Raw genomic sequence first — 25,323 nt, 5'->3', positions numbered from 1 at the left:
AGCAAAACACCTGGTCCCATCCCGAACCCAGCCGTTAAGTGCCGTAGCGCCGATGGTACTGCGTCTTAAGACGTGGGAGAGTAGGTCATCGCCAAACCTAATAAGTTCCTAGACTACAGTATCTCTCGACGATGATCAGTATAACAAAACCGCCGCAGCTCAAAGCCGCGGCGGTTTTGCGTTGGAGGGGGGGGGGAATCTCCCGGCCTGCAAGAACCATATGACGTCCGGTTATCCGAGCCTGTGTTGGGCATCCGCTTGACGCTGCCCAAAGCCCTGTCACAGTAGCGGCGACAGTCGACGTTGGGAGGCGGGGCATGGATATCGAGACGCTCTTTGGCTTGGAGGGAAAGACCGCTTTGATCACCGGCGGGGCCACGGGCATCGGGCGGATGGCGGCGGAGGCTTTGGTGCGGGCCGGGGCGCGGGTCCTTTTAGCCAGCCGGAAAGGAGAGTCTTGCGCGGCGGTGGCCGATGAGCTGAATGCGCTCGGCGCGCGGGGCAGCGCCGAAGGGTTCGCGGGCGATGTGGGGACTGAGGCTGGCGTGGATGCGCTCGTGGCTGAGGTTCAGGCGCGTAGCGATCGGCTGCATATCTTGATGAACAACGCGGGCGTGACTTGGGGCGCGCCCTTGGGGCAGTTCCCTTACCGGGCTTGGGACAAGGTCATGGGCGTAAATGTCGCCGGGCTCTTCGATCTCACGCAAAAGTTGTTGCCGCTTCTCAGCACCGGGGCCACGGCGGATGATCCCGCGCGGGTCGTCAATGTCGGGTCGGTCATGGGGGAGCGCGAGATGGGCGACGGCGCCTATAGCTATGCCGCGTCCAAGGCGGCAGTCATTCATTTGAGTAAAATCCTCGCCAAGGAATTGGCCGGGGAAGGGATCACCGTGAACGCACTGGCGCCGGGGCCCTTCGTTTCGCGCATGACGGCTTTCGCCACGGGCGATGAGAAGACGCGGGCCGCGGTGGGGCAGGATGTCCCGCTTGGCCGTGTTGGGCGGGATGAAGATATCGCGGGCTGCATGTTGTTTCTCTGCGGGTGCGGCGGCGCCTATGTCACCGGGGCCGTGATCCCGGTCAGCGGCGGCATCAATGTGATGTCGGGACCGAATATTTTTGAAAAGGCATTGTGATGCCGAACGATAGCCCCCGAACGGAGACTCCATATGCGTGACGACAGCCATCTACCCCAAGCCCTGCGCGGCCTGCGCCTGCCGCTGGTCGCCTCGCCGATGTTCATTCTCTCGGGGCCCGAGCTGGTCATAGCGCAGTGCAAGGCGGGGATCGTCGGGTCTTTCCCGGCGCTGAACGCGCGGGAGGCGGAGGGTGAGCCGCCCTTGTTGGATGTTTGGTTGACCCAGATCACCGAAGCCTTGGACAAGCACAATCAAGAGAACCCCGACCGGCCCGCGGCCCCTTTCGCGGTCAACCAGATCGTGCATCGGTCGAACGCGCGGTTGGAGCGTGATCTTGAGATTTGCGTCAAACACAAAGTGCCGATCTGGATCACCTCGCTCGGCGCGCGGGTTGAGGTGAACGAGGCCGCACATTCCTGTGGCGGCGTGACGCTGCATGACGTCATCAACAACCGTTTCGCGCGCAAGGCGATCGAAAAGGGCGCGGATGGGCTGATTGCCGTGGCCGCGGGGGCCGGGGGCCATGCGGGGCCGCAATCGCCCTTCGCGCTGATCCGCGAAATCCGCGAATGGTTCGACGGGCCGCTTTTGCTCTCCGGCGCCTTGGCCACGGGCGAGGGGCTGTTAGCGGCCCGCGCCATGGGGGCCGATCTGGGCTATATGGGCTCGGCCTTCATCGCCACGCGAGAGGCGAACGCCGTGCCGGGCTACAAGGATATGATCGTCTCGGGCGGGGCGGATGACATTGTGACCTCTTCGCTCTTCACCGGGGTGTCTGGCAACTATCTGCGCCCATCGATTGAGGCGGCGGGGCTCGACCCGGACAATCTGCCATCGGCGGATGCCTCTTCGATGAACTTCGGCTCGGGCTCGTCCAAGCCCAAAGCGTGGAAGGAAATTTGGGGCGCGGGGCAGGGGATTGGCGCTGTCAAAGAGATTGGTGGCGCGGCCGACTTGGTGGACCGTATCGAGGCGGAGTATCGCGCCGCTGGCGCAAGGTTGGCAGCGGAGTTCGCATAGTGAGCACGGATACCCAAACCCTAGACGAAGACGCTGTTTGCCGCTGGTTGGAGGCGAACCTGCCGGGCTTTGCCGGGCCGCTGGAGGTCACGAAGTTTCAGGCCGGGCAGTCCAATCCGACATTCCTGCTTTCGACCCCGGCGCATGACTATGTGCTGCGCCGCAAACCCCCGGGGGTGCTGTTGAAATCGGCCCATGCGGTGGATCGGGAGTTTCGGGTGCAGAAGGCTTTGGCCGGCAGTCAGGTGCCTGTCGCGCGGATGCATTTACTCTGTGAGGATGAGAGCGTCATCGGCTCGATGTTCTATGTCATGGACCATGTCCCGGGGCGCAACTTCAACGACCCCACGCTGCCGGAGCTTACCCCGGCAGAGCGCGGCGCGGTCATGGATGAGATGAATGGCGTGCTGGCCGCGCTGCATGAGGTCGATATCGACGCGGCGGGGCTGTCAGACTATGGCCCGCCGGGTAACTATTTCGAGCGGCAGGTGGCGCGCTGGTCGAAACAATACCGCGCTTCGGAGACCGAGCCGCAGCCGGATATGGATAGGCTGATGCAGCGCCTCAGCGCCGAGCAGCCCGAGGACGACGGGCAGCGCACGTTGGTGCATGGCGATTACCGGATCGACAATATGATCTTCGACACCCATGGCACCGCCTGCCGTGCGGTTTTGGATTGGGAACTGTCGACCATCGGCCATCCTTTTGCCGATCTCGCCGCCGTCATCATGCAATGGCAGATGCCCGTGGGGGCCGAGGGGCGCGGCTTGGCCGGGGTGGACCGCAAGGCGCTTGGCCTGCCTACCGATGCCGAATTCATCGCCGCCTATTGCCGCAGGCGCGGGCTGAAGGGCATCGACAATTTCGGCTATTACCTCGCCTTTTGCTTTTTCCGCATGGCGGCGATCATCCAAGGCGTGTTGAAACGCGCCTTGGAGGGCAATGCTTCAAACCCCGAATACGGGTTGAAATTAGGGCAATACGTCCCGGTTTTTGCGCGCCACGGGCTGGAGGCGCTGGATCGCGACCGCTGAGCGGTCGGCGGGGCGTTTGGCGCTTGAGCTTTGCGGTGAAAACCTGTTGCTAGGGCCGAAACACCCCGGCCCGAAAGGATGACTCATGACCAATGCTGCGCGGCAATTGCTTGATCTGTTGGATATCGAACAGCTTGAGGTCGATCTGTTTCGGGGCACGGGTGCCGGGGGTGAGACCTCGATGCGGATTTTCGGCGGTCATGTCATCGCGCAGGCGCTGATGGCGGCTTACCGGACGGTGCCAGACCGGGCCTGCCATTCGCTTCATGCCTATTTCATCCGGCCCGGCGACCCGAAAATTCCGGTGATCTATCAGGTCGACCGCGCCCGCGACGGGGGCAGTTTCACGACCCGGCGTGTGGTGGCGATCCAGCATGGCAAGCAGATCCTGAACCTCTCTGCCTCGTTTCAGGTCGAAGAGGAGGGGTTTGATTGGCAGCATGAGATGCCGCAGGTCTCGGCCCCGGAAAACTGGCCGGACCGGCCCGAACTGCGCGAGGCTTTTGCCGAAAAACTGCCCGAGAAATACCGCGGAGATTTCCTGCGCGAGCGCCCCATCGAGATCCGCGAGGTTGAGCCGCGCGATTTCATGACGCCGGAAAAGGTCAGCGACCGCAACTATCTGTGGTTTCGCATGGGGGCCGCCGAAGGGCAGAACCCGGTGATGCAGCACGCGCTGCTTGCCTATGCCTCGGACATGAACCTGCTCGGCTCCTCCCTGCGGCCTCATGGGCTGACATGGTTTCAGGGCAAGGTGATGACGGCCAGCCTTGATCACGCCATGTGGTTTCACGCGCCGATCCGCTTTGACGAATGGCACCTCTATGCGCTCGACGCGCCATTCACCGGCGGCGCGCGGGGGTTCAACCGTGGGATGATCTACAATCAAAACGGGCAGTTGGTGGCGAGCGTGGCGCAGGAGGGGCTGCTGCGCCCGATCCGGCCCAAGGGGGAGAGCTAAGGGCCGCTAGCTGTCTTTCGCGGCCCCAAAGCGACGGTTCAGCTTGCGCATTCCGCCGATCCAGCGGTCATAATCCTGCGCTTTGCCTTGTATATAGTCGCGCACCTGCGGATGCGGCAGCACCAGAAAGACCTCATCGCGGATCGCCTGCACGCAGGCTTCGGCCACCGGCTCAGGCTCCAACATGCCGTCAATCGCGGCGACATGGTCCTCCAGTCCGCGCATCATCTCGGTCCGGACCGCTTGCGGGCAGAGCACAGAGACCTTGATTCCGTCGTCGCCATAGCTCATCGCCAGCCATTCGGCGAGGCCGACGGCGGCGTGTTTTGTCACCCCATAGGGCGCAGCGCCGACCTGATTAAGCAGCCCCGCCGCCGAGGCGGTGTTGAGCAGATAGCCACCCCCGCGCGCCCGCATCAGCGGCACCAGATGCCGCGCCGCGCGCACATGGCTCATCACGTTGATCTCCCAAATGCGCTGCCACTCGGCATCCGGCACCTCCACGCCGCCCTCGACCGAGATACCGGCGTTAGAGCAGAAAAGATCAATCGGTCCGATGTCACGCTCGACGGTGGCGATCAGCGCGGCGATCTCCGCCTCTCGCGCGACATCGACGCGGAAGGCCGTGCCGCCTACCTCAGCCGCTGTCGCCTCGGCCCCCGCGCTGTCGACGTCCACGCAGACGATATGCGCAGGCGCTTCCTTGGCAAAGCGCAGCGCCAAGGCCCGCCCGATGCCGCTGGCGGCCCCGGTGATAACGATGACGCGGCCCGCGAGCTCCATATCAGCTCTCGCCGTCCGAGCCGCGCCTGTTCGACGCTTGAAACGCCTTCACCTCGGCCCGCGCGATGACCTGATGGTGGACCTCATCCGGCCCATCGGCAAAGCGCAGCGCGCGCTGCCATGTGTACATGCCCGAGAGCGGGCTCCACTGGCTCATCCCCGTCGCCCCATGCACCTGCATAGAGGCGTCGATGATCTCGCAGGCCTTTTCCGGCACCAGCGCCTTGATCATGCTGACCCAGATGCGGGCCTCTTTATTGCCCAAGACATCCATCGCCTTGGCCGCTTTCAACACCATCAGCCGCATGGCTTCGATGTCGATCCGCGCGCGGCTGATCGTTTCCATGTTCTTGCCGAGGTCGATGATCTTCTTGCCAAAAGCCTCGCGCCCCAGCCCGCGTTCGATCATCAGGTCCAGCGCCTTCTCCGCCGCCCCGATCGAGCGCATGCAGTGGTGAATCCGCCCCGGCCCCAAGCGCACCTGACTGATCTCGAACCCGCGCCCTTCGCCCCAAAGCACGTTTTCACGCGGCACCCGCACATCGGTGAAACGGATATGCATATGCCCATGCGGCGCGTCGTCATGGCCAAAGACATGCATCGGCCCGAGGATCTCCACCCCCGGCGTGTCCATGGGCACGAGAATTTGGCTCTGCTGGCGGAAAGTCTCGGCCTCGGGCGAGGTTTTCACCATGACGATCATGATCTTGCAACGCGGATCGCCCGCGCCCGAGATGTAGAACTTCTCGCCGTTGATCACCCAATCGTCGCCATCCAGCACAGCACTGGTGGAGATGTTTCGCGCATCCGAAGAGGCGACATCAGGCTCCGTCATGGCAAAGGCCGAGCGGATCTCGCCCGCCAGCAGCGGCTTCAGCCAGCGCTCTTTCTGTTCAGGCGTGCCGACGCGTTCCAACACCTCCATATTACCGGTATCCGGGGCGGAGCAGTTCAGGCTTTCCGGCGCCAGCGGGCTTTTGCCCAATTCGGCGGCGATATAGGCGTAATCAAGGTTCGCCAGCCCTTCACCGGTTTGGGCATTGGGCAGGAAGAAGTTCCACAATCCCGCCTCCCGCGCTTTTTGCTTGGCCCCGTCGAGCAATTCCAACTGACCGGGCGCATAGGACCAGCGGTCGGCGCGGCCTTCGCCAAGGCGAAAGAACTCCTCGGTGATCGGATCGACATTCTCGCGGATGTGCTTGATGACCGCCGCCAGCAGTGGCTTGGCCTTCTCCGACATTTCGAGATTGTTCATATCCAAGGTCTGATCGATCATCCTATGCTCCCGGTGATGATGGTTCGCGGTGCCGCCCGGTTCCTCCGCAGGCGGCCCTTTGGGGCGAGCCTATGCAATCGCCGCGGCCTTGCCAATCGCGGGCAGGGGGCGGCAGGCTTTACGCCGCGTCATTAAGCCGTTGAAACCCGCGCGCAGGCGCTTAAGTTCAGCCCATGACAGATGCATTGATCAAAGACGTTCTCACCCGCACCCGCCGCATCGCGGTGGTCGGTGTTTCTCCCAATCCGGCGCGGCCGAGCCACTATGTCGCTGAATACCTTGCGCAAAAAGGGTATGACGTGGTGCCGGTAAACCCGGTGCACGCGGGCAAGGAAGTCTTTGGCAAGACCATCGTCGCCACTCTGGCCGAGATCGACCCGCCGGTGCAAATGGTCGATATTTTCCGCCGGTCCGAGGATGTGCCCCCCGTCGTGGATGAGGCGCTGGAGGCTTTCCCCGAGCTTGAGACAATCTGGATGCAAATGGGCATCACCAATGCCGAAGCGGCGGCCAAGGCCGAAGCACGCGGCGTGGACGTGATCCAAGACCGCTGCCCCAAGGTGGAAATCCCGCGCCTGCTGGGTTGATTATTTCCGCGCGGCCTTTTCGGCGATGCCGGAGGTCGATTGCCGCCGCGCCAACTCATCCAGCACATCGCTCAGCGGCACATCCCGCACGGCCAGCATCACCAACAGGTGGTAGAGCACATCGGCGGCTTCCGAGGTCAGACCTTTGCGGTCATCCTTCACCGCCTCAATGATCGCTTCGACCGCCTCTTCGCCGAACTTTTCGGCGCATTTCTCTGGCCCGTTGGCCAGCAGTTGCGCGGTCCAACTGCTTGACGGATCGGCGCTTTTGCGGCTCAGAATGGTGGCGTAAAGGTCATCAAGCGTCATGAAAGCCTCATTGGAATGCCAGCGGCGGCCATATGCTGTTTGGCCTCCTGCACGGTATATTCGCCAAAGTGAAAGATCGAGGCTGCCAGCACCGCCGAGGCACCCCCTTCGATCACCCCGTCCACGAGATGATCCAAATTACCGACCCCACCGGAGGCGATCACCGGCACCGATACGGCATCGGAAATGGCGCGGGTCAGGGGCAGGTTGAACCCCTGTTTGGTGCCATCGCGGTCCATCGAGGTCAGCAGGATTTCCCCGGCGCCCTTGGCGGCCACGGTGCGGGCAAATTCCACGGCATCGATGCCCGTGGGCTTACGCCCGCCATGGGTGAAAATCTCCCATTTGCCGGGGCTTACGGTCTTGGCGTCAATCGCGCAGACGATGCACTGGCTGCCAAAGTGATCCGCCGCTTCGGCGATCACATCCGGGTTCGCCACGGCGGCGGAGTTGAAGCTGACCTTATCGGCCCCCGCCAGCAGCAAGGCCCGCACATCCGCCACGGTCCGCACGCCGCCGCCCACGGTCAGCGGGATATAGCAATGCTCAGCGGTGCGGGTGACCAGATCGAACATCGTGCCGCGGTTCTCATGGGTGGCGTGGATGTCGAGAAAACAAAGCTCATCCGCCCCCGCCGCATCATAGGCAATCGCGGCATCCACCGGGTCGCCCGCATCACGCAGGCCGACGAAGTTCACACCCTTGACCACACGGCCATCGGCCACGTCGAGACAAGGGATGATGCGGGTCTTCAGCATGGCTCAGCCCTTCAACATCTTCATGGCGTCGGTCAGATCAATCGCGCCATCGTAAAGCGCCCGGCCCGAAATCGCGCCCTCGATTACGCCCGTGTCGCGCAGCGCCCCCAGGTCTTCGAGCGAGGATACCCCGCCCGAGGCGATGACCGGAATCGAGACCGCCCGCGCCAGATCGGCTGTCGCTTCGACATTGGGCCCGCCCATTGCACCATCCCGCATGATATCGGTGTAAATGATCGCGGCCACACCTGCGTCCTCAAAGGATTTCGCGAGGTTGGTGGCCATGACATCGGTCTCCGTCGCCCAACCCTTGGTCGCGACCTTTCCATTCCGTGCGTCGATCCCCACAGCAACTTGCCCGGGAAAGGCGTGCGCCGCCTCGCGGACCAGTCCGGGGTTCTCAACCGCCACGGTGCCCAGAATGACCCGCGCGAGGCCCTTATCCAACCAGCCCTCGATCGTCGCCATATCGCGAATGCCCCCGCCCAATTGCGCAGGCACTTTGCAGGCTTTCAAAATCGCCTCCACCGGGGCGGCGTTCACCGGGGTCCCGGCAAAAGCGCCATTGAGGTCAACAAGATGCAACCAATCACAGCCCGCTTCGACAAAGCTAAGCGCCTGTGCGGCGGGATCGTCGTTAAAAACGGTGGCACGGTCCATGTCGCCATGCACAAGGCGCACGGCCTGACCGTCTTTGAGATCGATAGCGGGGTAAAGGATCATGGCCGGGCCCTTGTTAGAGAAGTCGCTTTCCTTTTGCACGTCGCCAGGGATTTTGCAACGCGACCCTAGGTCAGTCTTGCCCGATTGAAAGTTCTGGCTAACACTAAAGTCAGATCGGGAGGAGAGATCATGAAACAGCTTTTTGCAGCGGCCCTTCTGGGCCTTGGCCTGACCAGCGCCGCCCATGCCGCGGATCCGGCAGTCGGTACTTGGAAAACTCAAGTGGATGACGGCGCCTTTGCCCATGTCAAAATGGCCCCCTGCGGCGGGGCGATCTGCGGCACCATCGCGCGCACCTTCAACGGCAGCGGCGAATATAACTCTCCCAATATCGGCAAAACGCTCGTCATCGACATGAAGCCTCAGGGCGGCGGCAAATACGCCGGTAAGGTTTGGCGTCCGTCGAACGGCAAAATCTACATCGGGAAGATGAATGTCTCAGGCAACTCGCTGAAGCTCTCGGGCTGCGTCGCGGGTGGGCTGATCTGCTCGAAACAGACCTGGGCTCGCATCAAGTAAGGGCCGAGCATCTCTACGAAGGTTTGAAGGCGCGGGGCTAGTCCTTCGCGCCTTCATTGCGTTTTGCGTGAGGAAAGCGCAGCGCAGAGGTATTTGTAAAAGGATGAAGTTGAAGAGGAACTTTCTTCATCTTCATCCTTTCTTAAATACCTTCCGACGTTTCAACAGGCGCGGCGCGGGTTAAGGCGCCCAAGTCAGGAAGTTCGAGATCAGCCGCAGGCCGGTGGTTTGGCTTTTCTCCGGGTGAAACTGCATGCCCAGCATCGTGTCGCGGCCGATGATCGCCGTGACTTTGCCGCCGTATTCGACATGGGCCAGACGTTCGGCGGGGTTGGCGACGGCCATGTGGTAGCTGTGCACGAAATAGGTGTGATCGCCGGTTTGTAGCCCCTCGAAGACCGGGTGGTCGTGGTCGATCACCAAGTCGTTCCAGCCCATATGGGGGACTTTGAGCTTCGGGTCTTTCGGGGTGATCTGGGTCACCTCGCCACCGATCCAGCCCAGACCGGGGGTGTCTTCATATTCGCGGCCCATGCTGGCCATCAGTTGCATGCCGACACAGATGCCGAGGAAGGGGCGGCCCTTTTCCTCGACCGCCTCGACCATCGCGTCATAGAGGCCGCCGGCCCCTTTCAGGGCGGCCATACAGGCCGGAAAGGCGCCATCGCCGGGCAGGACCAGACGGTCGGCGCGGGCCACGACCTCGGCATCCGAGGTCACCGTGACCTCGCCTGCGTCATGCTCGCGGGCCATACGCTCGAAGGCTTTATGCGCGGAGTGCAGGTTGCCGGATTCGTAGTCGATGATTGCTGTCAGCATTGGTTTACAAGGCACCCTTGGTCGAGGGAATGGCGTCTGCTTTGCGGGGGTCGGTTTCGACCGCTTCGCGCAGGGCGCGGGCGACGGATTTGAAAGCGGCTTCGGCGATGTGGTGGCTGTTGAACCCGTGGAGCGCGTCGACATGTAGGGTGATGCCGCCATGGGTGCTGAACGCCTGGAAGAACTCACGGACCAGTTCAGTGTCGAACTTGCCGATGCTGCTGGTGGGGAAATCCACGTTCCAGATCAGAAAGGGCCGCGCAGAGAGGTCGAGCGCGCAGCGGATCTGCGCGTCGTCCATCGCCAGCAGGCAAGATCCGTAGCGGCGGATGCCGCGTTTGTCGCCGAGCGCTTGGGACAGTGCTTGGCCCAGCGTGATGCCCACATCTTCGACGGTGTGATGGTCGTCGATGTGCAGATCGCCCTTGGCACGCACTTTGATGTCGATCAGCGAGTGGCGCGACAGTTGGTCGAGCATATGATCAAAAAAGCCGACGCCGGTTTCATTGTCATAGCTGCCGGTGCCGTCGAGGTTGATCTCGACCGTGATGTCGGTTTCGGCAGTGGTGCGGGTCAGGGTGCTGCGACGCATGGGGCATCTCCGAAGGCAATTGCTGCGCCCTTATAACAGGGCCTGCCGCCGCGCCAAGCCCAAGCGGTGAAACGCCGTTAGGCACGGGCAGCGCGATCGGGGATTGCGGGGGCAGGGCCCATATGTCAGCTTGAACCAAATCCCAGAAAGAGGCGCGACATGACCACCTGCGTATTCATCCAGATCCGCTGCCGACCGGGCACGACCTATCGTGTGGCCGAAGAGATCGCCCTGCGCGAAATTCATTCCGAACTTTATTCCACCTCAGGCGAATATGATCTTTTGATGAAGCTTTATATTCCGAAGGGCGAAGATGTGGGCGTCTACATCAATGACAATCTGTTGGACATCGAAGGCATCGAGCGGTCTTTGACCACGATGACCTTCAAGGTCTTTTGAGGTGGCGCGCCAGCTCATCCTGACAGCAGCCGTCTGTTCTGCTTTGTCGATCGCCGCGCTCGTGGCCTTTCCCGGCACGGCCACGGCGGGTACGCGGGTCTATGAGGGGCGCGAAGCCGCGGCCCTGCGCTGCGCCAATACGCTGGCGCTGACGGCGGTGGCACTTTCCGCGGCGGAGTTGATTGGCGAGGGGGAGAAGAATGTGATGCTGGGCGTGACCGTGCGCATTCTCGACCGCCACATTGAGGGGACTTGGGCGCAGAAACGCGCCGCGATGGAGGTGATGCGCGATCGGCGCAGCGTGCCTGACACGCTTGAGGATTACCGCCGCATCGCCGAACGCTGTTTGGTGCAATTCCCCATCAACTGAATGCGAAAACCCGCCCATGAGGCGGGTTTTTCTTGAGGCGATTGCCTTGTCGTCAATGGGCGGCGGAGACCGAGGGTTTCTCGGTCGGGGGCGTGTCGAGCTTGACCTTCTGCCGCATCGCCACGCGGCGAATGGCGCGGTCGAATGTCTTTCTGACCCGCTGAGTGCGGCTGGCATTGGGCTGGATCGGGCCACCCACGGAGAGCATCACCGCCATCGGGCTGTTGTCGTCATGGCGCAGGTCCATGCCGTCCAGCTCCCCTTGGATGAGCACCTCGATCTCGGGCCACGCGGGCAGGCTGTCACCTGTCACGATGCACAAGAGCGTGCCAGATCCGTTATGGGTCATCAGCAGTTGGGGGCAATCGACCACGCGCGCGATGGCCTCGGCCGCAGCGGCGATGGCGCGGGCGAATTCGGCGGTGTTGCAGGTCGCGTAAAGCTCATCGATATGTTCGATTTTGGCCGCGAAGACCTGACAGATATCAAGGTGTTGGCGCGAAAGCTGCGACAGGTAATTGCCCAAGGAGAAGGGCAGCACCAATTGATCGACCCCATTGATATGCACAGGATCGGCCAGCGCAAAATCGTGGACACCGGGCTTGCCCGCGTCTTTCAAATGCTGCGGATCAAGGCGCGGGGCGCGCTGGGTGTTCTCCAACATCCGCTCGGCGATATGCACGCGGGTTGCGATGTCCTTCACGTCGAAAGGTTTGGTCACATAGTCGTTGGCCCCGGCGGCAAAGGCGCTTTCGATCGCAGTCGCGTCGGCGCGTGAGGTCACCATCAGGATCGGTGTGTCCTGATAGGCTTCCAGCGTGCGGATGCGGCGGCATAGTGTGATGCCGTCCATCTCGGGCATCTCGATGTCCAAGAGCAGGCAGTCGAAATGTTCTTTAGTGGTTTCGAGCAGTTCCAGAGCGGCAGTGCCGGAGGCGGCCAATGTCAAATCGGGGTACTCGGCTTCGCGGAAAACAACGGGCAGCAATTCGCGGATAAATGGGTCATCGTCGACAGCAAGAATTTTCATTTTTGGCACCTCTTTCGTGGGGCAGACGGGCAGTCCGGGTGTCTTTATAATCTGTTCATATCTAGTCGTATAAACCCGGCGAAATTGTGACGCTTCTGCACCAATACCTTGTGCCGTTGCATAAATTATTAACCATATTTTGAAGCCTCGCGAAACCATTGAATTGGCGAAGAGAGATGGCCGTGGCCCCTTGCTTTCCCGAATTACGGGAGGTGATTGCGTGGAAATTGTGCAGGCTTTCAGGCGCTATTGGGCGCGTGAGGGTGCGAAATCGGGGCGAGAATTTGCGGTTCTTGTGATTGCGCGAATTTCGCGCTGCGACTCGCTGGTCGAAAATGAGCGGTCGGGGGAACTTTATCGGCTGTGGTGCGTAACGCCCAGTTGACGCTTTGCCTGTCGCGCGCTCAACTGCGGCGCGATACGTGAAGAGGATGAGTTAAATGCGTTTGCCCGATGATGTTTTGGCGGAATTCTTGTTGCCCACGCGGGAGCTTAGGGAGGATCTGCCTTTCTTCACCAAAGTGCTGGGCATGCGGCTTGAGACGATTTTTCCCGCGGATGATCCTTCGGTGGCCAGTTTTTCGGGCCATGGGGTGCGTGTGAGGCTTGAACGGGGGGCGGATGTGGCACCGGGGCATCTGCGCCTGCTAACCGATGCGCCCGACAGTATCGCAGAGGGCCAGCGAGAACTTACGGCGCCCAATGGCACGAAGATCGATATCCTCCCGCGCAGCCCCCGCGTGGACCAGCCCGAGACACAGCATGAGTTCGCCGTGCGGCGGCTGGCGGATGAGGCCCCATGGGTGATCGGCCGCGCGGGGATGCACTACCGCGATCTCATCCCGTCGCGCCTCGGCGGCTCAATCATCGCCAGCCACATCCGCATCCCCGACGGCGGCCCGGTGCCGGACATGGTGCATTACCACACCGTTGGCTTCCAACTGATCTATTGCTACCGGGGCTGGGTTGATGTGCTTTACGAGGATCAGGGCGATGTGATCCGGCTCCATGCCGGGGATTGCGTGACCCAGCCGCCGGGCATCCGCCATCGCGTTGTCGAAGCCTCGCCCTCGATCGAAGTGATCGAGATCGGCGTTCCTGCGGAACATGTCACCACCATCGACCACGAGATGACCCTGCCGAACGGCAAAGGCGATCCGGCACGCGAATGGGACGGCCAGACTTTCGTGCATCACGTGAAGGAGGGGGCCGAGTGGCAGCCCTTCCGTATTCCGGGCTTCGTCGCGCGCGACACCGGGATCACCAAAGGCACCAAGGGCGTGGCCGGCATTCAGGTGGCGCGTTTCGACGGTGGCACGCCGCCGCCCGCCAAACATGACGCGGACATTCACTTCAGCTTCGTCATGGAAGGCAGCATGACCCTGAACGCCGAAGGGCAGGAGCCGCGCCAATTGGAGGCAGGCGATGCCTTCGTCATCCCGCCGGGCATGGTGGCGCAATATAGCGAGTGCTCGCCCGACCTTGAATTGCTCGAAGCCGGGCTGCGCGGTGATTTCTCGACGACGCTCTTAGCCTAGGCGCGCGGCCACCTCGGCCTGCACTTTCTCGACTGCGGCCTCTTTAACGGGGCCGTAGCCGCGGATCTCCATCGGCGCGGAAAGCACCGTCAGTGCCTCGTCATGGGGCAGGGCGGGGGCCTTTGCCATGATATCTTCGTACCAGCCGATCAGACCGACCTCGAGCTTGCGGTCGGCGCCGTAGCCGAACGGGTCTGCCCATGTGCCGCGCAGCGGTTTCATCGCTGCCAGAAGGTCAAAGGCACGGCCCATCCACGGGCCGAACTGGCGCTTGTTGGGGCGTCCGCGGCCATCCGTGCCGGTGGGCCATGCGGGCGGGGCGAGGTGGTAATGCACCTTGTAGTCGCCCTCGAAAGTATCGGCGATGCGCTCCTCGAAGCCGCTTTGACGGTGCAGGCGCGCGACCTCGTATTCGTCTTTGTAAGCCATCAGCTTGAAGAGCGATTTCGCCGCCGCGCGCATCAGGTCGTCGGAGCCTTCGGGCAGCTTGCCCTCCAGCGCATTGAGCTTGGCCTTGTAGCGCTGGGCATAGGCGGCGTTCTGGTAGCCGGTCAGGAACTCCATCCGCCGCGCGATCAGACCTTCGACACTGTCGTCGGGCGCAGGCGCGGGGGCGAAATGCGCCTCAATCGCCTGCGGGTTGCCCGCCATGACCCGGCCAAAGCCAAAGGCGGCGCGGTTCTTGTCCGGAACAACACCGTTCAATTCGATCGCCTGCTCAAGTGCTGTGAGCGAGACCGGCACCAGCCCCTTCTGCCAAGCGAAACCGAGCATCATCACATTGGCAAAGACCGCGTCGCCCATCAGTTTCTCGGCCATGGCGTTGGCGTCGAAGGCGGCAAGGTTCTCGGCCCCCACGGCCTGCGCGATCACCGCCTCGCGGTCGTCCATGCGCAACTCGGCATCGCGGTTCAGCACCAGATCGCCGGTGGGCATCTCGGCGCGGTTCAGCACGATCTGCGTCCCGCGCCTGTAGTGGGCCGAGGCTTTTGGCGCAGAACTAACAACCATGTCGCAGCCGATCACCGCGTCGGCGCCGCCCTGGTCGATGCGCACCTGATGCACCTCCTCGGGGCGTTTCGCCAGACGGACATAGCCCAGAACGGTGCCGAACTTCTGCGCGAAACCGGTGAAATCCAGCACACTGGAGCCCAGCCCCTCGAGATGCGCGGCCATGGTGATGAGCGCGCCCACGGTCACCACGCCGGTGCCGCCGACGCCGGTCACCAGCAGGTTGAAGGGTTGGTCGAGCTTGGGCAATTCCGGCATAGGAAGCTGCGCCGACAGCCCCGCCACGTCCAGCCCCGCGCCGGAGCGTTTGCGGCGGCTGCCGCCCTCGACCGTCACGAAGGAGGGGCAGAAGCCGTTAAGGCAGGAGTAATCCTTGTTGCAGGTGGACTGGTTGATCTGCCGCTTGGTGCCGAACTCGGTCTTCTTCGGCTCGACGCTCAGGCAGTTCGACTCGAGGCTGCAATCGCCGCAGCCCTCGCAGACCAGATCGTTGATCATCACAAATTTCTTCGGGTCGTCCATCAGCCCGCGCTTGCGCTTGCGGCGCTTCTCGGTGGCGCAGGTCTGCTCGTAGATCAGCACGGTGACGCCCGGGATCTCGCGCAGCTCGCGCTGCACGCGGTCGAGATCTCCGCGGTGGTCGAATGTGGTGCCATCCGGGAAGTCGCCCTTGGGAAGCAGTTCGGGCCGGTCCGAGACCAGCGCGATGCGCTCCACACCCTCGGCACGGCAGGCCTGCGCGATGGCGGCGACGGAAACGGGGCCGTCCACCGGCTGGCCGCCGGTCATCGCGACCGCGTCGTTGTAGAGGATCTTGTAGGTGATGTTGGTCTTCGCCGCGACCGCCTGCCGGATCGCCAGCGAACCGGAGTGATACCACGTGCCCTCGCCAAGGTTTTGGAAGACGTGCTTGTTCCCGTTAAACATCGAAGTCGCGATCCACGGCACGCCCTCGCCGCCCATCTGGGCGAAACCGGCCGTCTCGCGGTCCATCCACGAGGCCATGACATGGCAGCCAATGCCGGAGTTCGCCTTCGACCCCTCCGGCAGCTTGGTGGAGGAGTTATGCGGGCAGCCGGAGCAGAAATAAGGGGTGCGGGTGGCGCCCTCGACGTTCAGCAGCACGGGCGGCTGGTCGGTCAGCGTGCGGGCTTTTTCGAGCAACTTCTCTTCGGGGAAGAAGGCATCGAGGCGCGCGGCGATGATCGGCACCAGCTTCAGCGGCGACAGCTCCCCGGTCCAGGGCACCAGTTCTTCCAAGTTCTCGTCATGTTTGCCGACCATCCGCGCGGGCTTGGAGCCGGGCCAGTCGTAGAAGGCCTCCTTGAACTGGCTCTCGATGATGCCGCGTTTCTCTTCGATCACAAGCACTTCGCGTTTGCCCTTCACGAAGTCGAGCGCATCGTCCAGCGCCAGCGGCCAGACCATGCCGATCTTGTAGATGTCGATGCCGAGACGGCGGCAGTCGGCCTCGTCGAGGCCCAGAAGCCGCAGCGCCTCCATCGTGTCGAGATGGCCCTTGCCGGTGGTGACGATTCCGAAGGAGGCGTCCTGCGTCTCGTAAATATGCCGATCGATCGGGTTGGCGCGCATGAAGGCCTGCACGGCGTCGAGCTTGTGATGCAGCCGCGTCTCGATCTCGGGGGAGGGGAGATCGCCCAAGCGCACATGCAGCCCGCCCGGGGGCGCGGTGTAGTCAGGCTGCTTGAACACCCGGTCCGGGGTCAGCTCGACCGAGGCGCCGCTCTCCACGGTTTCCGAGATCGCCTTGAAGCCGACCCATGTGCCCGAGAAACGCGACAGCGCGATGCCGTATTCGCCGAAGGCTTGGTATTCGGCGACGGAAGCCGGGTTCAGCGTCGGCATGAACCACGACATGAAGCCCACGTCGGACTGGTGCGGCATCGACGACGACACGCAGCCGTGGTCGTCGCCGGCCACAACCAGCACACCGCCCTTGGGCGCGGAGCCATAGGCGTTGCCATGTTTCAGCGCGTCGCCCGAGCGGTCCACCCCCGGGCCCTTGCCGTACCACATCGAAAACACGCCCTCGACCTCGGCCTGCGGGTCGAGATGCGCCTGCTGCGCGCCCAAGACCGCGGTGGCGCCGAGGTCTTCGTTCACCGCCGGAAGGAACTTCACGCCCGCCTCGGCCACGCGGTCCTTGATGCGCCAGTATTCCAGATCGAGCCCTCCCAGAGGCGAGCCACGATAGCCTGAGACGAAACCGGCGGTATTTAACCCAGCCGCGCGATCACGCCGGGCCTGATCCAGCATGATGCGCACTAGTGCCTGCGTCCCAGTCAGAAAGACGCGGCCTTCGGTCTGATCATAGCGGTCATCAAGTTTATAAGTGGTAAATTCGCGCGGTTGTTCTGTCATGGGGGTCTCCTCACTGGGGAGCATACCGCAGAATGCGTGAATTTTTGCACCCGTTTTGCTGGCTTTGCCGTGGACGCGCGGATAAATTATCCGGAAGAACTTTTCAGAGTGAAAGATTTACCCGATGACTGAAATGGATGCGACGGACCGGCAGCTTGTCTTCCTGCTCCAGCAGGATTCGCGCCTGCCCAACGCACAACTGGCCGAAAAGCTAAATATTTCCGCCTCCGCCTGCTGGCGGCGGGTCAAGGCGTTGGAGCAAGCAGGCGTGATCAAACGCTATGCCGCCGTGGTCGATCCCAAGGCGATGGGGCTGGGGTTCGAGGCGATGGTGCATGTGCATTTGACCCGGCATGACGCCTCGGCCCTCGCCAGTTTTATCCGCGCGATCCAAAGCCGTAAGGAGGTGACGGAATGTTTCGCCACCACGGGGCAAGCGGACTACCACCTGCGCGTGCTTTGCCGCGATATCGACGCCTATAATGCCTTTTTAGAGAGCTTTCTGTTCCTGCATCCCGCAGTCAATTCGGCGACGACGAATGTGATCCTGCGGCAGATTAAATCCGACGCGCCGATTACTGGTTGAGGCGATCAGGGCAGCGTTTTCTGCGTTGGACATTTGCCGCATGCGTGCTCCATAAAGCGGCAGAGATCACACCCGAAGGAGAGACCCATGATGAGAACCCGTGCCGCCGTTGCCGTTGAAGCCGGCAAACCGCTTGAAATCATGGAGGTGAACCTCGAAGGGCCTAAACGCGGCGAAGTCTTGGTCGAGATCAAGGCGACCGGTCTGTGCCATACCGATGAATTCACCCGTTCGGGCGACGATCCCGAAGGCATCTTTCCCGCCATCCTCGGCCATGAGGGCGCGGGCGTCGTGTTGGAAGTGGGCGAGGGTGTGACCACACTGGAGCCGGGCGATCACGTCATCCCGCTTTACACGCCAGAATGCCGGGAGTGCGAGTATTGCCTCAGCGGCAAGACCAATCTGTGCCAAGCGATCCGCGTGACCCAAGGCCAAGGCAAGCTGCCCGATGGCACGACCCGCTTCTCCATGCTGGATGGCACGCCGATCCACCACTACATGGGCTGTTCGACCTTCGCCAATCACACCGTGGTGCCCGAAATCGCGCTGGCCAAGGTGCGCAAGGACGCGCCTTTTGACAAGATTTGCTACATCGGCTGTGGCGTCACCACGGGCATCGGTGCCGTCATTAACACCGCCAAGGTCGAGTTGGGCGCGCGGTGCGTGGTCTTTGGACTGGGCGGCATCGGTCTGAACGTCATTCAGGGCCTGCGCATGGCTGGGGCGGATCAGATCGTGGGCGTCGACCTCAATGACGACAAGGAAGAGGCCGCGCGTTACTTTGGCATGACCGATTTCGTGAACCCCTCGAAAGTTGACGGCGATCTGGTGGGGCATCTGGTCGAGTTGACCAAGGGCGGCGCCGATTACTCCTTTGACGCCACCGGCAACACCAAAGTCATGCGCGACGCGCTGGAATGCGCGCATAAGGGCTGGGGGGAAAGCATCATCATCGGCGTGGCACCCGCGGGGGCCGAGATTTCGACGCGGCCTTTCCAACTGGTCACCGGTCGGGTTTGGCGCGGGACCGCCTTTGGCGGGGCCAAGGGGCGCACGGATGTGCCGAAGATTGTCGATTGGTACATGAGCGGCAAGATCGAGATCGACCCGATGATCACCCATAAACTGACTTTGGATCAGATCAACGAAGGCTTCGATCTGATGCACAAGGGTGAATCGATCCGCGCGGTCGTCGAGTTTTAAGCGTTGGGCTGGAGGACCGCGCGCTCTCCAGCCTAGACCTCTGCCGCGAGGGAGAGGAACAGGTCGACATCCATATAGGTCTCGACATGATCGGCCAGCGCGTCCAGCGCCTCTTCCACGCCGGTTTCAAAATCCAGCGATGAGGTGACGCCGAAGCCGCCAAGATAGGCGCGGCGGAAGGCGTCTGAGCTAAAGATCCCGTGCATATAGCACCCCTGCACCCGGCCCGAAGGGGAGGCCGCGCCCTCGGGCGTGCCGTCGAAAGCCAGCCACGCGCGGGCGCAATCGGGGCCGGTGGTTTCTCCGATATGGATCTCATAGCCAGTGAGGGCGGTGCCGCTGGCGGGGTGCTGGCCGCCCTTTTCCGACAGATGTTTCAACGGGGCCATCGTGGTTTCCACGTCCAGATGCCCCAGCCCCGCCACCCGCGCCGCCGGGCCTTCGATCCCCTCGGGATCGGTGATGGTCTTGCCCAGCATCTGATAGCCACCGCAAAGCCCCAGCACATGGCCACCGCGCCGGATATGGGCGGCAAGGTCGATGTCCCACCCCTCGGCCCGGAAGGCTTCGAGGTCGGAAATCGTGGATTTACTGCCGACCATCAGCACCAGATCGGCCTCGGCGGGGAGGGGGCTGCCAGGCATGATCATCCGCAGGTCGACGCCCGGCTCGGCGGCCAGCGGATCAAGGTCATCGAAATTGGCGATCCGGGGCAGGCGCGGCACGGCGATAACACAGCCCGACCCGCCTGAGCGGGCGCGGGCGGGCAGGTCCATCACGTCTTCGGCGGGCAGGCGGTGGGCGGCGTCGAACCACGGGATCACCCCAAGGCTCGGCCAGCCGGTACGCGTAGCGATGTCATCGCGCCCTGCGTCAAAGAGGCTGCGGTCACCGCGGAATTTGTTCACCGCAAAGCCGCGGATCAGCGCGTTATCCTCGGGGGAGAGCACGGCCTGTGTGCCGACGATCTGCGCGATCACCCCGCCGCGGTCGATGTCGCCCATCAGCACCACCGACACGCCGGCGGCGCGGGCAAAGCCCATATTGGCGATGTCGCCCGCCCGCAGGTTCGTCTCAGCCGGGGAGCCCGCACCCTCGATCACGATCAGGTCGCAGCTTTCGGCCAAACGGTGAAAGGATTGCAGCACTGCGGGCATCAGGCTGGCTTTGTTGCTGCCAAATTCCCGCGCCTCTTGCTGGCCTGCGATTCTACCCTGCACCACCACCTGCGCGCCGGTGGCGCTCTGGGGTTTCAGCAGCACCGGGTTCATATCCGTATGCGGGGCCACGCCCGCCGCCCGGGCCTGCAACGCCTGCGCGCGGCCAATCTCGCCCCCGTCTTTGGTGACGGCGGCGTTGTTGGACATGTTCTGCGGTTTGAAAGGGCGCACACGCAGGCCACGCCGGGTGCAGGCGCGGATCAATCCGGCGACGATCATCGACTTGCCGACATTGCTGCCGGTGCCTTGGATCATGATGGCTTTGGTCATGTCTGCTCGCCCTTGGTTTCGCACAAATTGGCGCAAATCAGAGGCAGGGGAAAGCCCATCGCCGAGGGGCAGACGCAAAAAAACGCAGCCCGAAGGCTGCGTCAATTGCGCCGCTTGGCGAATATGTCTTAGGCGGCTTCGGCCTGAAGCGCGGCATTGCGGCGCTCGGATTCTTCACGCGACAGGGCGACGGAGGTCCGCACGCCTTTGCCGACGAATTCCATCAGACCTTCGACGACCCGCTCGTTGGGGTCGATACCGGCACAGCTCAGAACCTCGCGGCCATCGCGCGAGCGGGCCCAGCGGGCGATCTGTTCAGGGCCGTTGCCATATTTCTTGTCATCGGCAATTGCGTCATCCAAAGCAGCTAGCACCACAGCAGCAAAGAGCTTGCGTGCGCGGTTGCCTTGCTCGTTGTTGAAAGCGGTGCCATCAACGAAATCTTTCATCTCGTCGTCCTTTCGATTATTCTTGCTCTTGTCATTCGGGCGTGGAGGCCCTTATGACGGATATCTTTTGATTCGGATACCTCTATTTAGCATATCTCCCATGCAGCTTGCGCATATCTAGTTGGTGTGGCAGCAGAGAATAACGCCTGCTTGCAGGGGACCATCCCTCCCGATATAGACCCGAACATCATATCATCAACCTTATGTCGTGGTTTTGTCACATGCCCAAGATTAACGGAAACGAGATCCGCCCCGGAAACGTCCTTGAACATAACGGTGGCCTCTGGGCGGCTGTGAAGGTCGATCACGTGAAGCCCGGCAAGGGCGGCGCCTTTGCCCAAGTCGAGATGCGCAACCTGCGCAACGGCTCCAAATTGAACGAACGCTTCCGGTCCGCCGATAAGGTCGAGCGCGTGCGTTTGGAACAAAAAGACCAGCAATTTCTGTATGAAGACGACGGTATGCTGGTGGTGATGGACACTGAAACCTATGAGCAGGTGCAGTTGCCTGCCGAGCTTTTGGGGGAGCGCCGCCCCTTCTTGCAGGACGGCATGATGATCGTGGTCGAATATCACGAGGAAGAGGCGCTGAACGCCTCGCTGCCGCAGAAGGTGACCTGCAAAGTGGCCGAGACCGAGCCGGTGGTGAAGGGCCAAACGGCGGCGAATTCCTTCAAGCCTGCCGTGCTCGATAACGGTGTGAAGATCACCGTGCCGCCCTTCGTGGGCCAAGACGAAGACATCGTCGTGAACACGGAAACCATGGAATATGTCGAACGCGCCTGACGCGACGTCATTTTTGGTAAAGGAGATCAGCCCCGGTTTTGCCGGGGCTTTTTGTTTCGTGGGGGCCTTTCAGCGGCGCGCGGTGCTCAGGTCGCGGGGCCGGGCCAAGTGACCTCTGCACCTTCGGCCTGCATCGGGCCTTTGGCGCGGTCGAACCGCAGATGCGCCAAAGCCTGACCGCCCGCTTGGGTGTAGAGCGTGCCCGCGGGTTTCCCCTCTGCCGTGATTGCCGTGCCGGGGGCGGCGCTGCCGCTGACCTCGACCCGGGTCAGCCCTTTGCGCAACTCGGTCTTGTGCTTCATCCGGGCGGTGACCTCTTGGCCGACATAGCAGCCTTTGCGGAAATCCAACCCTTTGATCCGATCGAACCCCGCCTCAAGGATAAAGGTATCGGGGGTGAGTTCGATCCCCGTCTCGGGGATCAGATGCGCCACGCGCAGGGCGTCCCAATCGGTCGCGTCCTCGGTTTGCGGGGTGTCGCGATAGGCGCGCCAGCCCATTTCGGGATGCCGCGGATCGGCTAAGGCGTCGTCGGGTGCAAGCCCGGTGCCGCGGTGCAGATGCAGATCGCTGGGGGTGATCGTTACCTTCGCGCGTAGTTTGTACATCGACAGCCGCTGGGTCAGCATATCGCCAAGGCTCTCATCCACGTCGAGCAGAACGTCTTCGCCATCGGCGATCAGAAAGAAATCGGCCATATATTTGCCCTGCGGCGTCAGCAGGGCAGCATAGACCGGGCCTTTGTCCAGTTTGCCGACATCATTGGTCACGATTCCTTGCAGAAAGTCGCGGGTGTCGGGGCCGGAGAGGCGCAGAATGCGGCGCGGGGTCATGCGGGTGTCCTTTGATTGCTGGCCATGACATATAACCTGTCAAAGCCATCCAAAAGGGGCAACCATGCGCGCGCCGATCTCTGTCGTCATTCCCAGCCTCAACGCGGCCACGGCGCTGCCCGCTTGCCTCGCCGCGCTCGTCGAAGGCTTGCAGGCCGGGTTGATCCGCGAGGTGATCCTAAGTGATGGTGGCTCCACGGATGGCACGCGAGCGCTGGCCGAAGGCTGGGGGGCTGAGGTCGTCTCGGGCGCGCCCTCGCGGGGCGGTCAGTTGCGGCGTGGGTGTGATGCAGCGCAGGGCGCATGGCTCTTGGTGCTGCACGCTGACACGGTGCTGGCCTCGGGCTGGAGCGATGCGGTGCAGGATCACATGGCGCACAGGGCCGAAGGGGCGGGGTGGTTCCGCCTGCGCTTCGATCAGCGGGGTTTGGCGCCGCGTTTGGTGGCGGGCTGGGCGAACCTGCGCAGCGGTCTTGGCCTGCCCTATGGCGATCAGGGGTTGCTGTTGCCCCGCGCGCTTTATGACGCGGTGGGCGGCTATCCCGATCAGCCGCTGATGGAGGATGTGGCGCTCGCCCGCGCCCTGCGCGGCCGCTTGACCCGGCTGGACGGGGTCGCCGTGACCAGTGCCGAGAAATACCGCCGTCAGGGCTGGCTGCGGCGCGGGGGGCGCAACCTCTGGGCGCTGGCGCGCTATGCGATGGGGGCCAGCCCCGAGGCGCTCGCCGAAAGCTACCGGCGTTCGTGAAAGGGGCGCGGGTTTGCCCACGCCCCGCGCATTCAGTTAAAGAACGCCGCCCCGATCCGTTGGAGCAGATTGGGCTGGCGCGCCCTTTCGCGGCGTTTCTTCGCGGAGAGGGCGCTGAGGCCGCGCGCATCCGACACGGTCTTTCCGTCGCGATATTGCAGGCGGTAGAGGTCGGCATAGATGCCGCCGCGCTCCATCAACTCGTCATGGGTGCCCTCATCGGTGACGCGGCCCCGGTCCATCACCACGATCTTATCCGCGCTGCGGATGGTCGATAGCCGGTGCGCGATGACGATAGTCGTGCGGCCCTTGGCGAGGCGATCAAGCGCGTCCTGCACGACCTGTTCCGATTGCGCATCCAATGCGCTGGTGGCCTCATCCAGAAGCAGGATCGGCGTGTCGCGCAGCAGGGCGCGGGCGATCACCACGCGCTGGCGCTGCCCGCCCGACAGGGCTGAGCCGCGTGGGCCGACGCGGGTTTCCAGCCCCTGTTCCAACTGCGGCAGGAAGTCCGCCACATGGGCGGCTTTCAGCACCCGGTCGAGCTCTTCGTCGGTGACATTCTCTCGGCCCAGCACGATGTTCTCGCGCAGTGTTTCATCGAACAAAAGCGCTTCCTGCGTCACGACAGAGAAGAGGCCGCGCAGGTCCGGTATGGTCATCGCGCTGGTGTCGACCCCGCCGATCCGCACGCTGCCGCTTTGCGGGTCCACCAGCCGGGTGAGCAGGTTGAAGATGGTCGATTTCCCCGCCCCCGAGGCCCCGACCAGTGCGGTCGTCTGGCCCGCTTTCGCGGTCAGGTCCAAGCCGTTCAACACCTTCGTGTCGCCATAGGAGAGCGAGACATCCGTCAGGGTCACATCGGGCGGGCCATCGGGCGCGGCCTGCGCTTTGTCGGGGCTGCGCAGGTGCAGGGGCGCGTCGAGCAATTCCTTGATCCGTTCTAGCGCGGCGGCGGCCATCTGCCATAGGCCGCTGATCGCCCCGAGACGCCGCAGGGGGGAGAACATGAACCCCAGCGAGGTGAAGAAGGTCATGAACTCGCCAATGGTCTTATTGCCCGCGATGATCTCGGACCCGCCATAGACGATCACGGCCATAAAGCCGATGCCCGACATGATGTCGATCATCGCCGGGATCGCGGAGTTGCCAAAGGCGGCACGGACTTCGGTGCGGATAAAGGTGCGCGTCAATTCGCGGTATTGCCGGGCTTGGTAGTCCTCTAGCGCGTTGAGCTTGATCTGCACGATGCCGTGGAAAACCTCGTCCAGCCGGGTCGAGAGGCTGGCCCCGATATCCCGCGCCTCGCGCGAGCGGGCGCGGACGAAACGCTGGGCGATGGCGGCGGGCAGCACCATCAGCGGCACGCCGACCATTGCCAGAAGCGCCCAGATCGGGTCAATCGCGATGGCCACGCCCATGAGGATCACCAGCCCCACCAGATCGCGCCCCGCGCCGGTGATTACCGCGCGCCAGACATCGCTGACCGCATTCACATCCGATTGCACGCGCTGGACAAGAAAGCCGGGCGGGTGGCTTTGGTGGAAAGCACCGTCTTGCTGCATCATCCGGTCAAGCAGGTCGATGCGCAGATCCGCCGCCGTGCGCTGTGCCACGCGGGTCAGCAGCACCTTTTGCACCACCGTGGCGAGCGCCCGCAGCGCAAAGATCGCCACCAGCACCAGCCCGACCCAGACCAGCGCCCCGCGGTCGCCGCCGACGAAGACGCGGTCAAACATCGGCTCCATCAGTTTCGCCAGCACGCCCAGGGTCGAGCCTTCGATGATCATGAAGAGCACCGCGATGGCCATCAGACCGGTGTGTTTCTTTAGATAGTCCCGCCAAAGCCAGCGCATCAACTGCGCGGAGGTGTAACTGTCATCATTCATACCGGTGCCTGATCCTTTTGGGCAGTCGGACCCCGTGTACGAAAGCCGCGCAGGCAGGGCAAGCCGTCGCGCAGGTCGGGCAAGGCGGGC

The 25,323-nt window shown here is 62.8% G+C and carries 26 protein-coding genes and 1 rRNA gene; 14 read left to right on the top strand and 13 right to left on the bottom strand.

What is annotated here, in order from left to right:
- The 5 genes from rrf to HKX24_RS08550 all read left to right on the top strand — a co-directional run.
- Nucleotides 1–97 (top strand): 5S ribosomal RNA (rrf, locus tag HKX24_RS08570); the annotation flags it as partial.
- A 220-nt stretch (nucleotides 98–317) separates the two neighbouring features.
- Nucleotides 318–1,136 (top strand): SDR family oxidoreductase, encoded by an 819-nt coding sequence (locus HKX24_RS08565; protein WP_271691798.1) that lies wholly within the window; start codon nucleotides 318–320, stop codon nucleotides 1,134–1,136.
- 33 nt (nucleotides 1,137–1,169) lie between these two features.
- The gene (locus HKX24_RS08560) at nucleotides 1,170–2,159 is read left to right on the top strand and encodes a nitronate monooxygenase family protein (RefSeq protein ID WP_271691796.1); all 990 of its coding nucleotides are present in this window, start codon (nucleotides 1,170–1,172) and stop codon (nucleotides 2,157–2,159) included.
- On the top strand, nucleotides 2,159–3,193 hold the full coding sequence (locus HKX24_RS08555) for a phosphotransferase family protein (RefSeq protein ID WP_271691795.1): 1,035 nt from the start codon (nucleotides 2,159–2,161) through the stop codon (nucleotides 3,191–3,193). The genes HKX24_RS08560 and HKX24_RS08555 overlap by 1 nt, the downstream gene beginning before the upstream one ends.
- A gap of 85 nt (nucleotides 3,194–3,278) precedes the next feature.
- Nucleotides 3,279–4,154 carry an acyl-CoA thioesterase II gene (locus HKX24_RS08550; RefSeq protein WP_067265201.1) on the top strand — a complete coding sequence of 292 codons (876 nt, stop codon included), beginning with the start codon at nucleotides 3,279–3,281 and terminating at the stop codon, nucleotides 4,152–4,154.
- A gap of 6 nt (nucleotides 4,155–4,160) precedes the next feature.
- On the opposite strand, the gene HKX24_RS08545 is transcribed toward HKX24_RS08550, so the two are convergent.
- Nucleotides 4,161–4,937 carry an SDR family oxidoreductase gene (locus HKX24_RS08545; RefSeq protein WP_271691793.1) on the bottom strand — a complete coding sequence of 259 codons (777 nt, stop codon included), beginning with the start codon at nucleotides 4,935–4,937 and terminating at the stop codon, nucleotides 4,161–4,163.
- Between the two features lies 1 nt (nucleotide 4,938).
- Nucleotides 4,939–6,192, bottom strand: coding sequence for an acyl-CoA dehydrogenase family protein (locus tag HKX24_RS08540; protein ID WP_271693839.1), 1,254 nt, complete (start codon nucleotides 6,190–6,192; stop codon nucleotides 4,939–4,941).
- 194 nt (nucleotides 6,193–6,386) lie between these two features.
- Between HKX24_RS08540 and HKX24_RS08535 the strand changes: the two genes are divergently transcribed.
- Nucleotides 6,387–6,800, top strand: coding sequence for a CoA-binding protein (locus tag HKX24_RS08535; RefSeq protein WP_209219371.1), 414 nt, complete (start codon nucleotides 6,387–6,389; stop codon nucleotides 6,798–6,800).
- On the opposite strand, the gene HKX24_RS08530 is transcribed toward HKX24_RS08535, so the two are convergent.
- From HKX24_RS08530 to hisA, 3 genes are read right to left on the bottom strand one after another with little or no spacing between them, the layout of a single operon-like run.
- Nucleotides 6,801–7,109, bottom strand: a complete 309-nt coding sequence (locus HKX24_RS08530; protein ID WP_271691792.1) for a phosphoribosyl-ATP diphosphatase — start codon at nucleotides 7,107–7,109, stop codon at nucleotides 6,801–6,803.
- Nucleotides 7,106–7,867, bottom strand: a complete 762-nt coding sequence (hisF, locus tag HKX24_RS08525; RefSeq protein WP_067265192.1) for an imidazole glycerol phosphate synthase subunit HisF — start codon at nucleotides 7,865–7,867, stop codon at nucleotides 7,106–7,108. Before hisF ends, HKX24_RS08530 begins: the two co-directional genes overlap by 4 nt.
- Nucleotides 7,868–7,870: 3 nt before the next feature.
- Nucleotides 7,871–8,590, bottom strand: a complete 720-nt coding sequence (gene hisA / locus HKX24_RS08520; protein ID WP_276153915.1) for a 1-(5-phosphoribosyl)-5-[(5-phosphoribosylamino)methylideneamino]imidazole-4-carboxamide isomerase — start codon at nucleotides 8,588–8,590, stop codon at nucleotides 7,871–7,873.
- Nucleotides 8,591–8,719: 129 nt separating this feature from the next.
- Between hisA and HKX24_RS08515 the strand changes: the two genes are divergently transcribed.
- The gene (locus HKX24_RS08515; RefSeq protein ID WP_271691789.1) at nucleotides 8,720–9,109 is read left to right on the top strand and encodes a DUF2147 domain-containing protein; all 390 of its coding nucleotides are present in this window, start codon (nucleotides 8,720–8,722) and stop codon (nucleotides 9,107–9,109) included.
- Nucleotides 9,110–9,289: 180 nt separating this feature from the next.
- On the opposite strand, the gene hisH is transcribed toward HKX24_RS08515, so the two are convergent.
- The gene (gene hisH, locus HKX24_RS08510; RefSeq protein WP_271691788.1) at nucleotides 9,290–9,928 is read right to left on the bottom strand and encodes an imidazole glycerol phosphate synthase subunit HisH; all 639 of its coding nucleotides are present in this window, start codon (nucleotides 9,926–9,928) and stop codon (nucleotides 9,290–9,292) included.
- A gap of 4 nt (nucleotides 9,929–9,932) precedes the next feature.
- Nucleotides 9,933–10,520, bottom strand: coding sequence for an imidazoleglycerol-phosphate dehydratase HisB (gene hisB, locus HKX24_RS08505; RefSeq protein ID WP_271691787.1), 588 nt, complete (start codon nucleotides 10,518–10,520; stop codon nucleotides 9,933–9,935).
- A 159-nt stretch (nucleotides 10,521–10,679) separates the two neighbouring features.
- On the opposite strand from hisB, the gene HKX24_RS08500 reads away from it, so the two are divergent.
- On the top strand, nucleotides 10,680–10,919 hold the full coding sequence (locus tag HKX24_RS08500; RefSeq protein ID WP_007120503.1) for an Lrp/AsnC family transcriptional regulator: 240 nt from the start codon (nucleotides 10,680–10,682) through the stop codon (nucleotides 10,917–10,919).
- A gap of 1 nt (nucleotide 10,920) precedes the next feature.
- Nucleotides 10,921–11,289 (top strand): hypothetical protein, encoded by a 369-nt coding sequence (locus tag HKX24_RS08495; protein WP_271691786.1) that lies wholly within the window; start codon nucleotides 10,921–10,923, stop codon nucleotides 11,287–11,289.
- Between the two features lie 52 nt (nucleotides 11,290–11,341).
- Here HKX24_RS08495 and HKX24_RS08490 read toward each other — a convergent pair whose 3' ends face one another.
- Complete coding sequence (locus HKX24_RS08490) at nucleotides 11,342–12,319, bottom strand: response regulator (RefSeq protein WP_271691785.1); 978 nt, start codon at nucleotides 12,317–12,319, stop codon at nucleotides 11,342–11,344.
- Between the two features lie 440 nt (nucleotides 12,320–12,759).
- Here HKX24_RS08490 and HKX24_RS08485 point away from each other — a divergent pair, with 440 nt between their 5' ends.
- The gene (locus HKX24_RS08485) at nucleotides 12,760–13,857 is read left to right on the top strand and encodes a cupin domain-containing protein (RefSeq protein ID WP_271691784.1); all 1,098 of its coding nucleotides are present in this window, start codon (nucleotides 12,760–12,762) and stop codon (nucleotides 13,855–13,857) included.
- On the opposite strand, the gene HKX24_RS08480 is transcribed toward HKX24_RS08485, so the two are convergent.
- Nucleotides 13,849–17,250, bottom strand: a complete 3,402-nt coding sequence (locus HKX24_RS08480; RefSeq protein ID WP_271691783.1) for an indolepyruvate ferredoxin oxidoreductase family protein — start codon at nucleotides 17,248–17,250, stop codon at nucleotides 13,849–13,851. The two genes, HKX24_RS08485 and HKX24_RS08480, sit on opposite strands and share 9 nt — an antisense overlap.
- A gap of 124 nt (nucleotides 17,251–17,374) precedes the next feature.
- On the opposite strand from HKX24_RS08480, the gene HKX24_RS08475 reads away from it, so the two are divergent.
- Nucleotides 17,375–17,836 (top strand): Lrp/AsnC family transcriptional regulator, encoded by a 462-nt coding sequence (locus tag HKX24_RS08475; protein ID WP_271691782.1) that lies wholly within the window; start codon nucleotides 17,375–17,377, stop codon nucleotides 17,834–17,836.
- 90 nt (nucleotides 17,837–17,926) lie between these two features.
- The gene (locus HKX24_RS08470; RefSeq protein ID WP_271693838.1) at nucleotides 17,927–19,039 is read left to right on the top strand and encodes an S-(hydroxymethyl)glutathione dehydrogenase/class III alcohol dehydrogenase; all 1,113 of its coding nucleotides are present in this window, start codon (nucleotides 17,927–17,929) and stop codon (nucleotides 19,037–19,039) included.
- A 32-nt stretch (nucleotides 19,040–19,071) separates the two neighbouring features.
- Here HKX24_RS08470 and HKX24_RS08465 read toward each other — a convergent pair whose 3' ends face one another.
- Both HKX24_RS08465 and HKX24_RS08460 read right to left on the bottom strand, forming a co-directional pair.
- Nucleotides 19,072–20,529, bottom strand: a complete 1,458-nt coding sequence (locus HKX24_RS08465) for a cobyric acid synthase (protein ID WP_271691781.1) — start codon at nucleotides 20,527–20,529, stop codon at nucleotides 19,072–19,074.
- 128 nt (nucleotides 20,530–20,657) lie between these two features.
- The gene (locus HKX24_RS08460) at nucleotides 20,658–20,978 is read right to left on the bottom strand and encodes a DUF6280 family protein (RefSeq protein WP_007120494.1); all 321 of its coding nucleotides are present in this window, start codon (nucleotides 20,976–20,978) and stop codon (nucleotides 20,658–20,660) included.
- A gap of 221 nt (nucleotides 20,979–21,199) precedes the next feature.
- Between HKX24_RS08460 and efp the strand changes: the two genes are divergently transcribed.
- Nucleotides 21,200–21,763: an elongation factor P gene (gene efp, locus HKX24_RS08455; protein WP_067265157.1), complete on the top strand. Its 564-nt coding sequence runs from the start codon at nucleotides 21,200–21,202 to the stop codon at nucleotides 21,761–21,763.
- Between the two features lie 86 nt (nucleotides 21,764–21,849).
- On the opposite strand, the gene HKX24_RS08450 is transcribed toward efp, so the two are convergent.
- Nucleotides 21,850–22,596, bottom strand: coding sequence for a folate-binding protein (locus HKX24_RS08450; RefSeq protein ID WP_271691779.1), 747 nt, complete (start codon nucleotides 22,594–22,596; stop codon nucleotides 21,850–21,852).
- A 64-nt stretch (nucleotides 22,597–22,660) separates the two neighbouring features.
- Here HKX24_RS08450 and HKX24_RS08445 point away from each other — a divergent pair, with 64 nt between their 5' ends.
- Entirely contained in the window at nucleotides 22,661–23,344 is a 684-nt protein-coding gene (locus tag HKX24_RS08445) for a TIGR04283 family arsenosugar biosynthesis glycosyltransferase (protein WP_271691778.1), read from the top strand.
- A 32-nt stretch (nucleotides 23,345–23,376) separates the two neighbouring features.
- On the opposite strand, the gene HKX24_RS08440 is transcribed toward HKX24_RS08445, so the two are convergent.
- Nucleotides 23,377–25,233 carry an ABC transporter ATP-binding protein gene (locus HKX24_RS08440; protein WP_271691777.1) on the bottom strand — a complete coding sequence of 619 codons (1,857 nt, stop codon included), beginning with the start codon at nucleotides 25,231–25,233 and terminating at the stop codon, nucleotides 23,377–23,379.
- Nucleotides 25,234–25,323: the final 90 nt, after the last annotated feature.

Source organism: Sulfitobacter sp. M85, assembly GCF_029285915.1.
In the GTDB taxonomy this organism is placed as follows: Bacteria; Pseudomonadota; Alphaproteobacteria; order Rhodobacterales; family Rhodobacteraceae; genus Sulfitobacter; species Sulfitobacter faviae.
Note: the sequence above shows the minus strand (reverse complement) of the source record. Positions and strands in the feature narration are given on the sequence as shown.

Excerpts from the sequence above, each read along its gene's own strand:
- efp (WP_067265157.1), top strand. The coding sequence starts at position 21,200 with ATGCCCAAGATTAACGGAAACGAGATCCGCCCCGGAAACGTCCTTGAA.
- HKX24_RS08445 (WP_271691778.1), top strand. The coding sequence starts at position 22,661 with ATGCGCGCGCCGATCTCTGTCGTCATTCCCAGCCTCAACGCGGCCACG.
- HKX24_RS08460 (WP_007120494.1), bottom strand. The coding sequence starts at position 20,978 with ATGAAAGATTTCGTTGATGGCACCGCTTTCAACAACGAGCAAGGCAAC.
- hisA (WP_276153915.1), bottom strand. The coding sequence starts at position 8,590 with ATGATCCTTTACCCCGCTATCGATCTCAAAGACGGTCAGGCCGTGCGC.
- HKX24_RS08565 (WP_271691798.1), top strand. The coding sequence starts at position 318 with ATGGATATCGAGACGCTCTTTGGCTTGGAGGGAAAGACCGCTTTGATC.
- HKX24_RS08440 (WP_271691777.1), bottom strand. The coding sequence starts at position 25,233 with ATGAATGATGACAGTTACACCTCCGCGCAGTTGATGCGCTGGCTTTGG.
- hisH (WP_271691788.1), bottom strand. The coding sequence starts at position 9,928 with ATGCTGACAGCAATCATCGACTACGAATCCGGCAACCTGCACTCCGCG.
- HKX24_RS08515 (WP_271691789.1), top strand. The coding sequence starts at position 8,720 with ATGAAACAGCTTTTTGCAGCGGCCCTTCTGGGCCTTGGCCTGACCAGC.
- HKX24_RS08540 (WP_271693839.1), bottom strand. The coding sequence starts at position 6,192 with ATGAACAATCTCGAAATGTCGGAGAAGGCCAAGCCACTGCTGGCGGCG.
- HKX24_RS08560 (WP_271691796.1), top strand. The coding sequence starts at position 1,170 with ATGCGTGACGACAGCCATCTACCCCAAGCCCTGCGCGGCCTGCGCCTG.
- HKX24_RS08550 (WP_067265201.1), top strand. The coding sequence starts at position 3,279 with ATGACCAATGCTGCGCGGCAATTGCTTGATCTGTTGGATATCGAACAG.
- HKX24_RS08545 (WP_271691793.1), bottom strand. The coding sequence starts at position 4,937 with ATGGAGCTCGCGGGCCGCGTCATCGTTATCACCGGGGCCGCCAGCGGC.
- HKX24_RS08535 (WP_209219371.1), top strand. The coding sequence starts at position 6,387 with ATGACAGATGCATTGATCAAAGACGTTCTCACCCGCACCCGCCGCATC.
- HKX24_RS08490 (WP_271691785.1), bottom strand. The coding sequence starts at position 12,319 with ATGAAAATTCTTGCTGTCGACGATGACCCATTTATCCGCGAATTGCTG.
- HKX24_RS08475 (WP_271691782.1), top strand. The coding sequence starts at position 17,375 with ATGACTGAAATGGATGCGACGGACCGGCAGCTTGTCTTCCTGCTCCAG.
- HKX24_RS08485 (WP_271691784.1), top strand. The coding sequence starts at position 12,760 with ATGCGTTTGCCCGATGATGTTTTGGCGGAATTCTTGTTGCCCACGCGG.
- HKX24_RS08470 (WP_271693838.1), top strand. The coding sequence starts at position 17,927 with ATGAGAACCCGTGCCGCCGTTGCCGTTGAAGCCGGCAAACCGCTTGAA.
- hisB (WP_271691787.1), bottom strand. The coding sequence starts at position 10,520 with ATGCGTCGCAGCACCCTGACCCGCACCACTGCCGAAACCGACATCACG.
- HKX24_RS08530 (WP_271691792.1), bottom strand. The coding sequence starts at position 7,109 with ATGACGCTTGATGACCTTTACGCCACCATTCTGAGCCGCAAAAGCGCC.
- HKX24_RS08450 (WP_271691779.1), bottom strand. The coding sequence starts at position 22,596 with ATGACCCCGCGCCGCATTCTGCGCCTCTCCGGCCCCGACACCCGCGAC.
- hisF (WP_067265192.1), bottom strand. The coding sequence starts at position 7,867 with ATGCTGAAGACCCGCATCATCCCTTGTCTCGACGTGGCCGATGGCCGT.
- HKX24_RS08480 (WP_271691783.1), bottom strand. The coding sequence starts at position 17,250 with ATGACAGAACAACCGCGCGAATTTACCACTTATAAACTTGATGACCGC.
- HKX24_RS08500 (WP_007120503.1), top strand. The coding sequence starts at position 10,680 with ATGACCACCTGCGTATTCATCCAGATCCGCTGCCGACCGGGCACGACC.
- HKX24_RS08465 (WP_271691781.1), bottom strand. The coding sequence starts at position 20,529 with ATGACCAAAGCCATCATGATCCAAGGCACCGGCAGCAATGTCGGCAAG.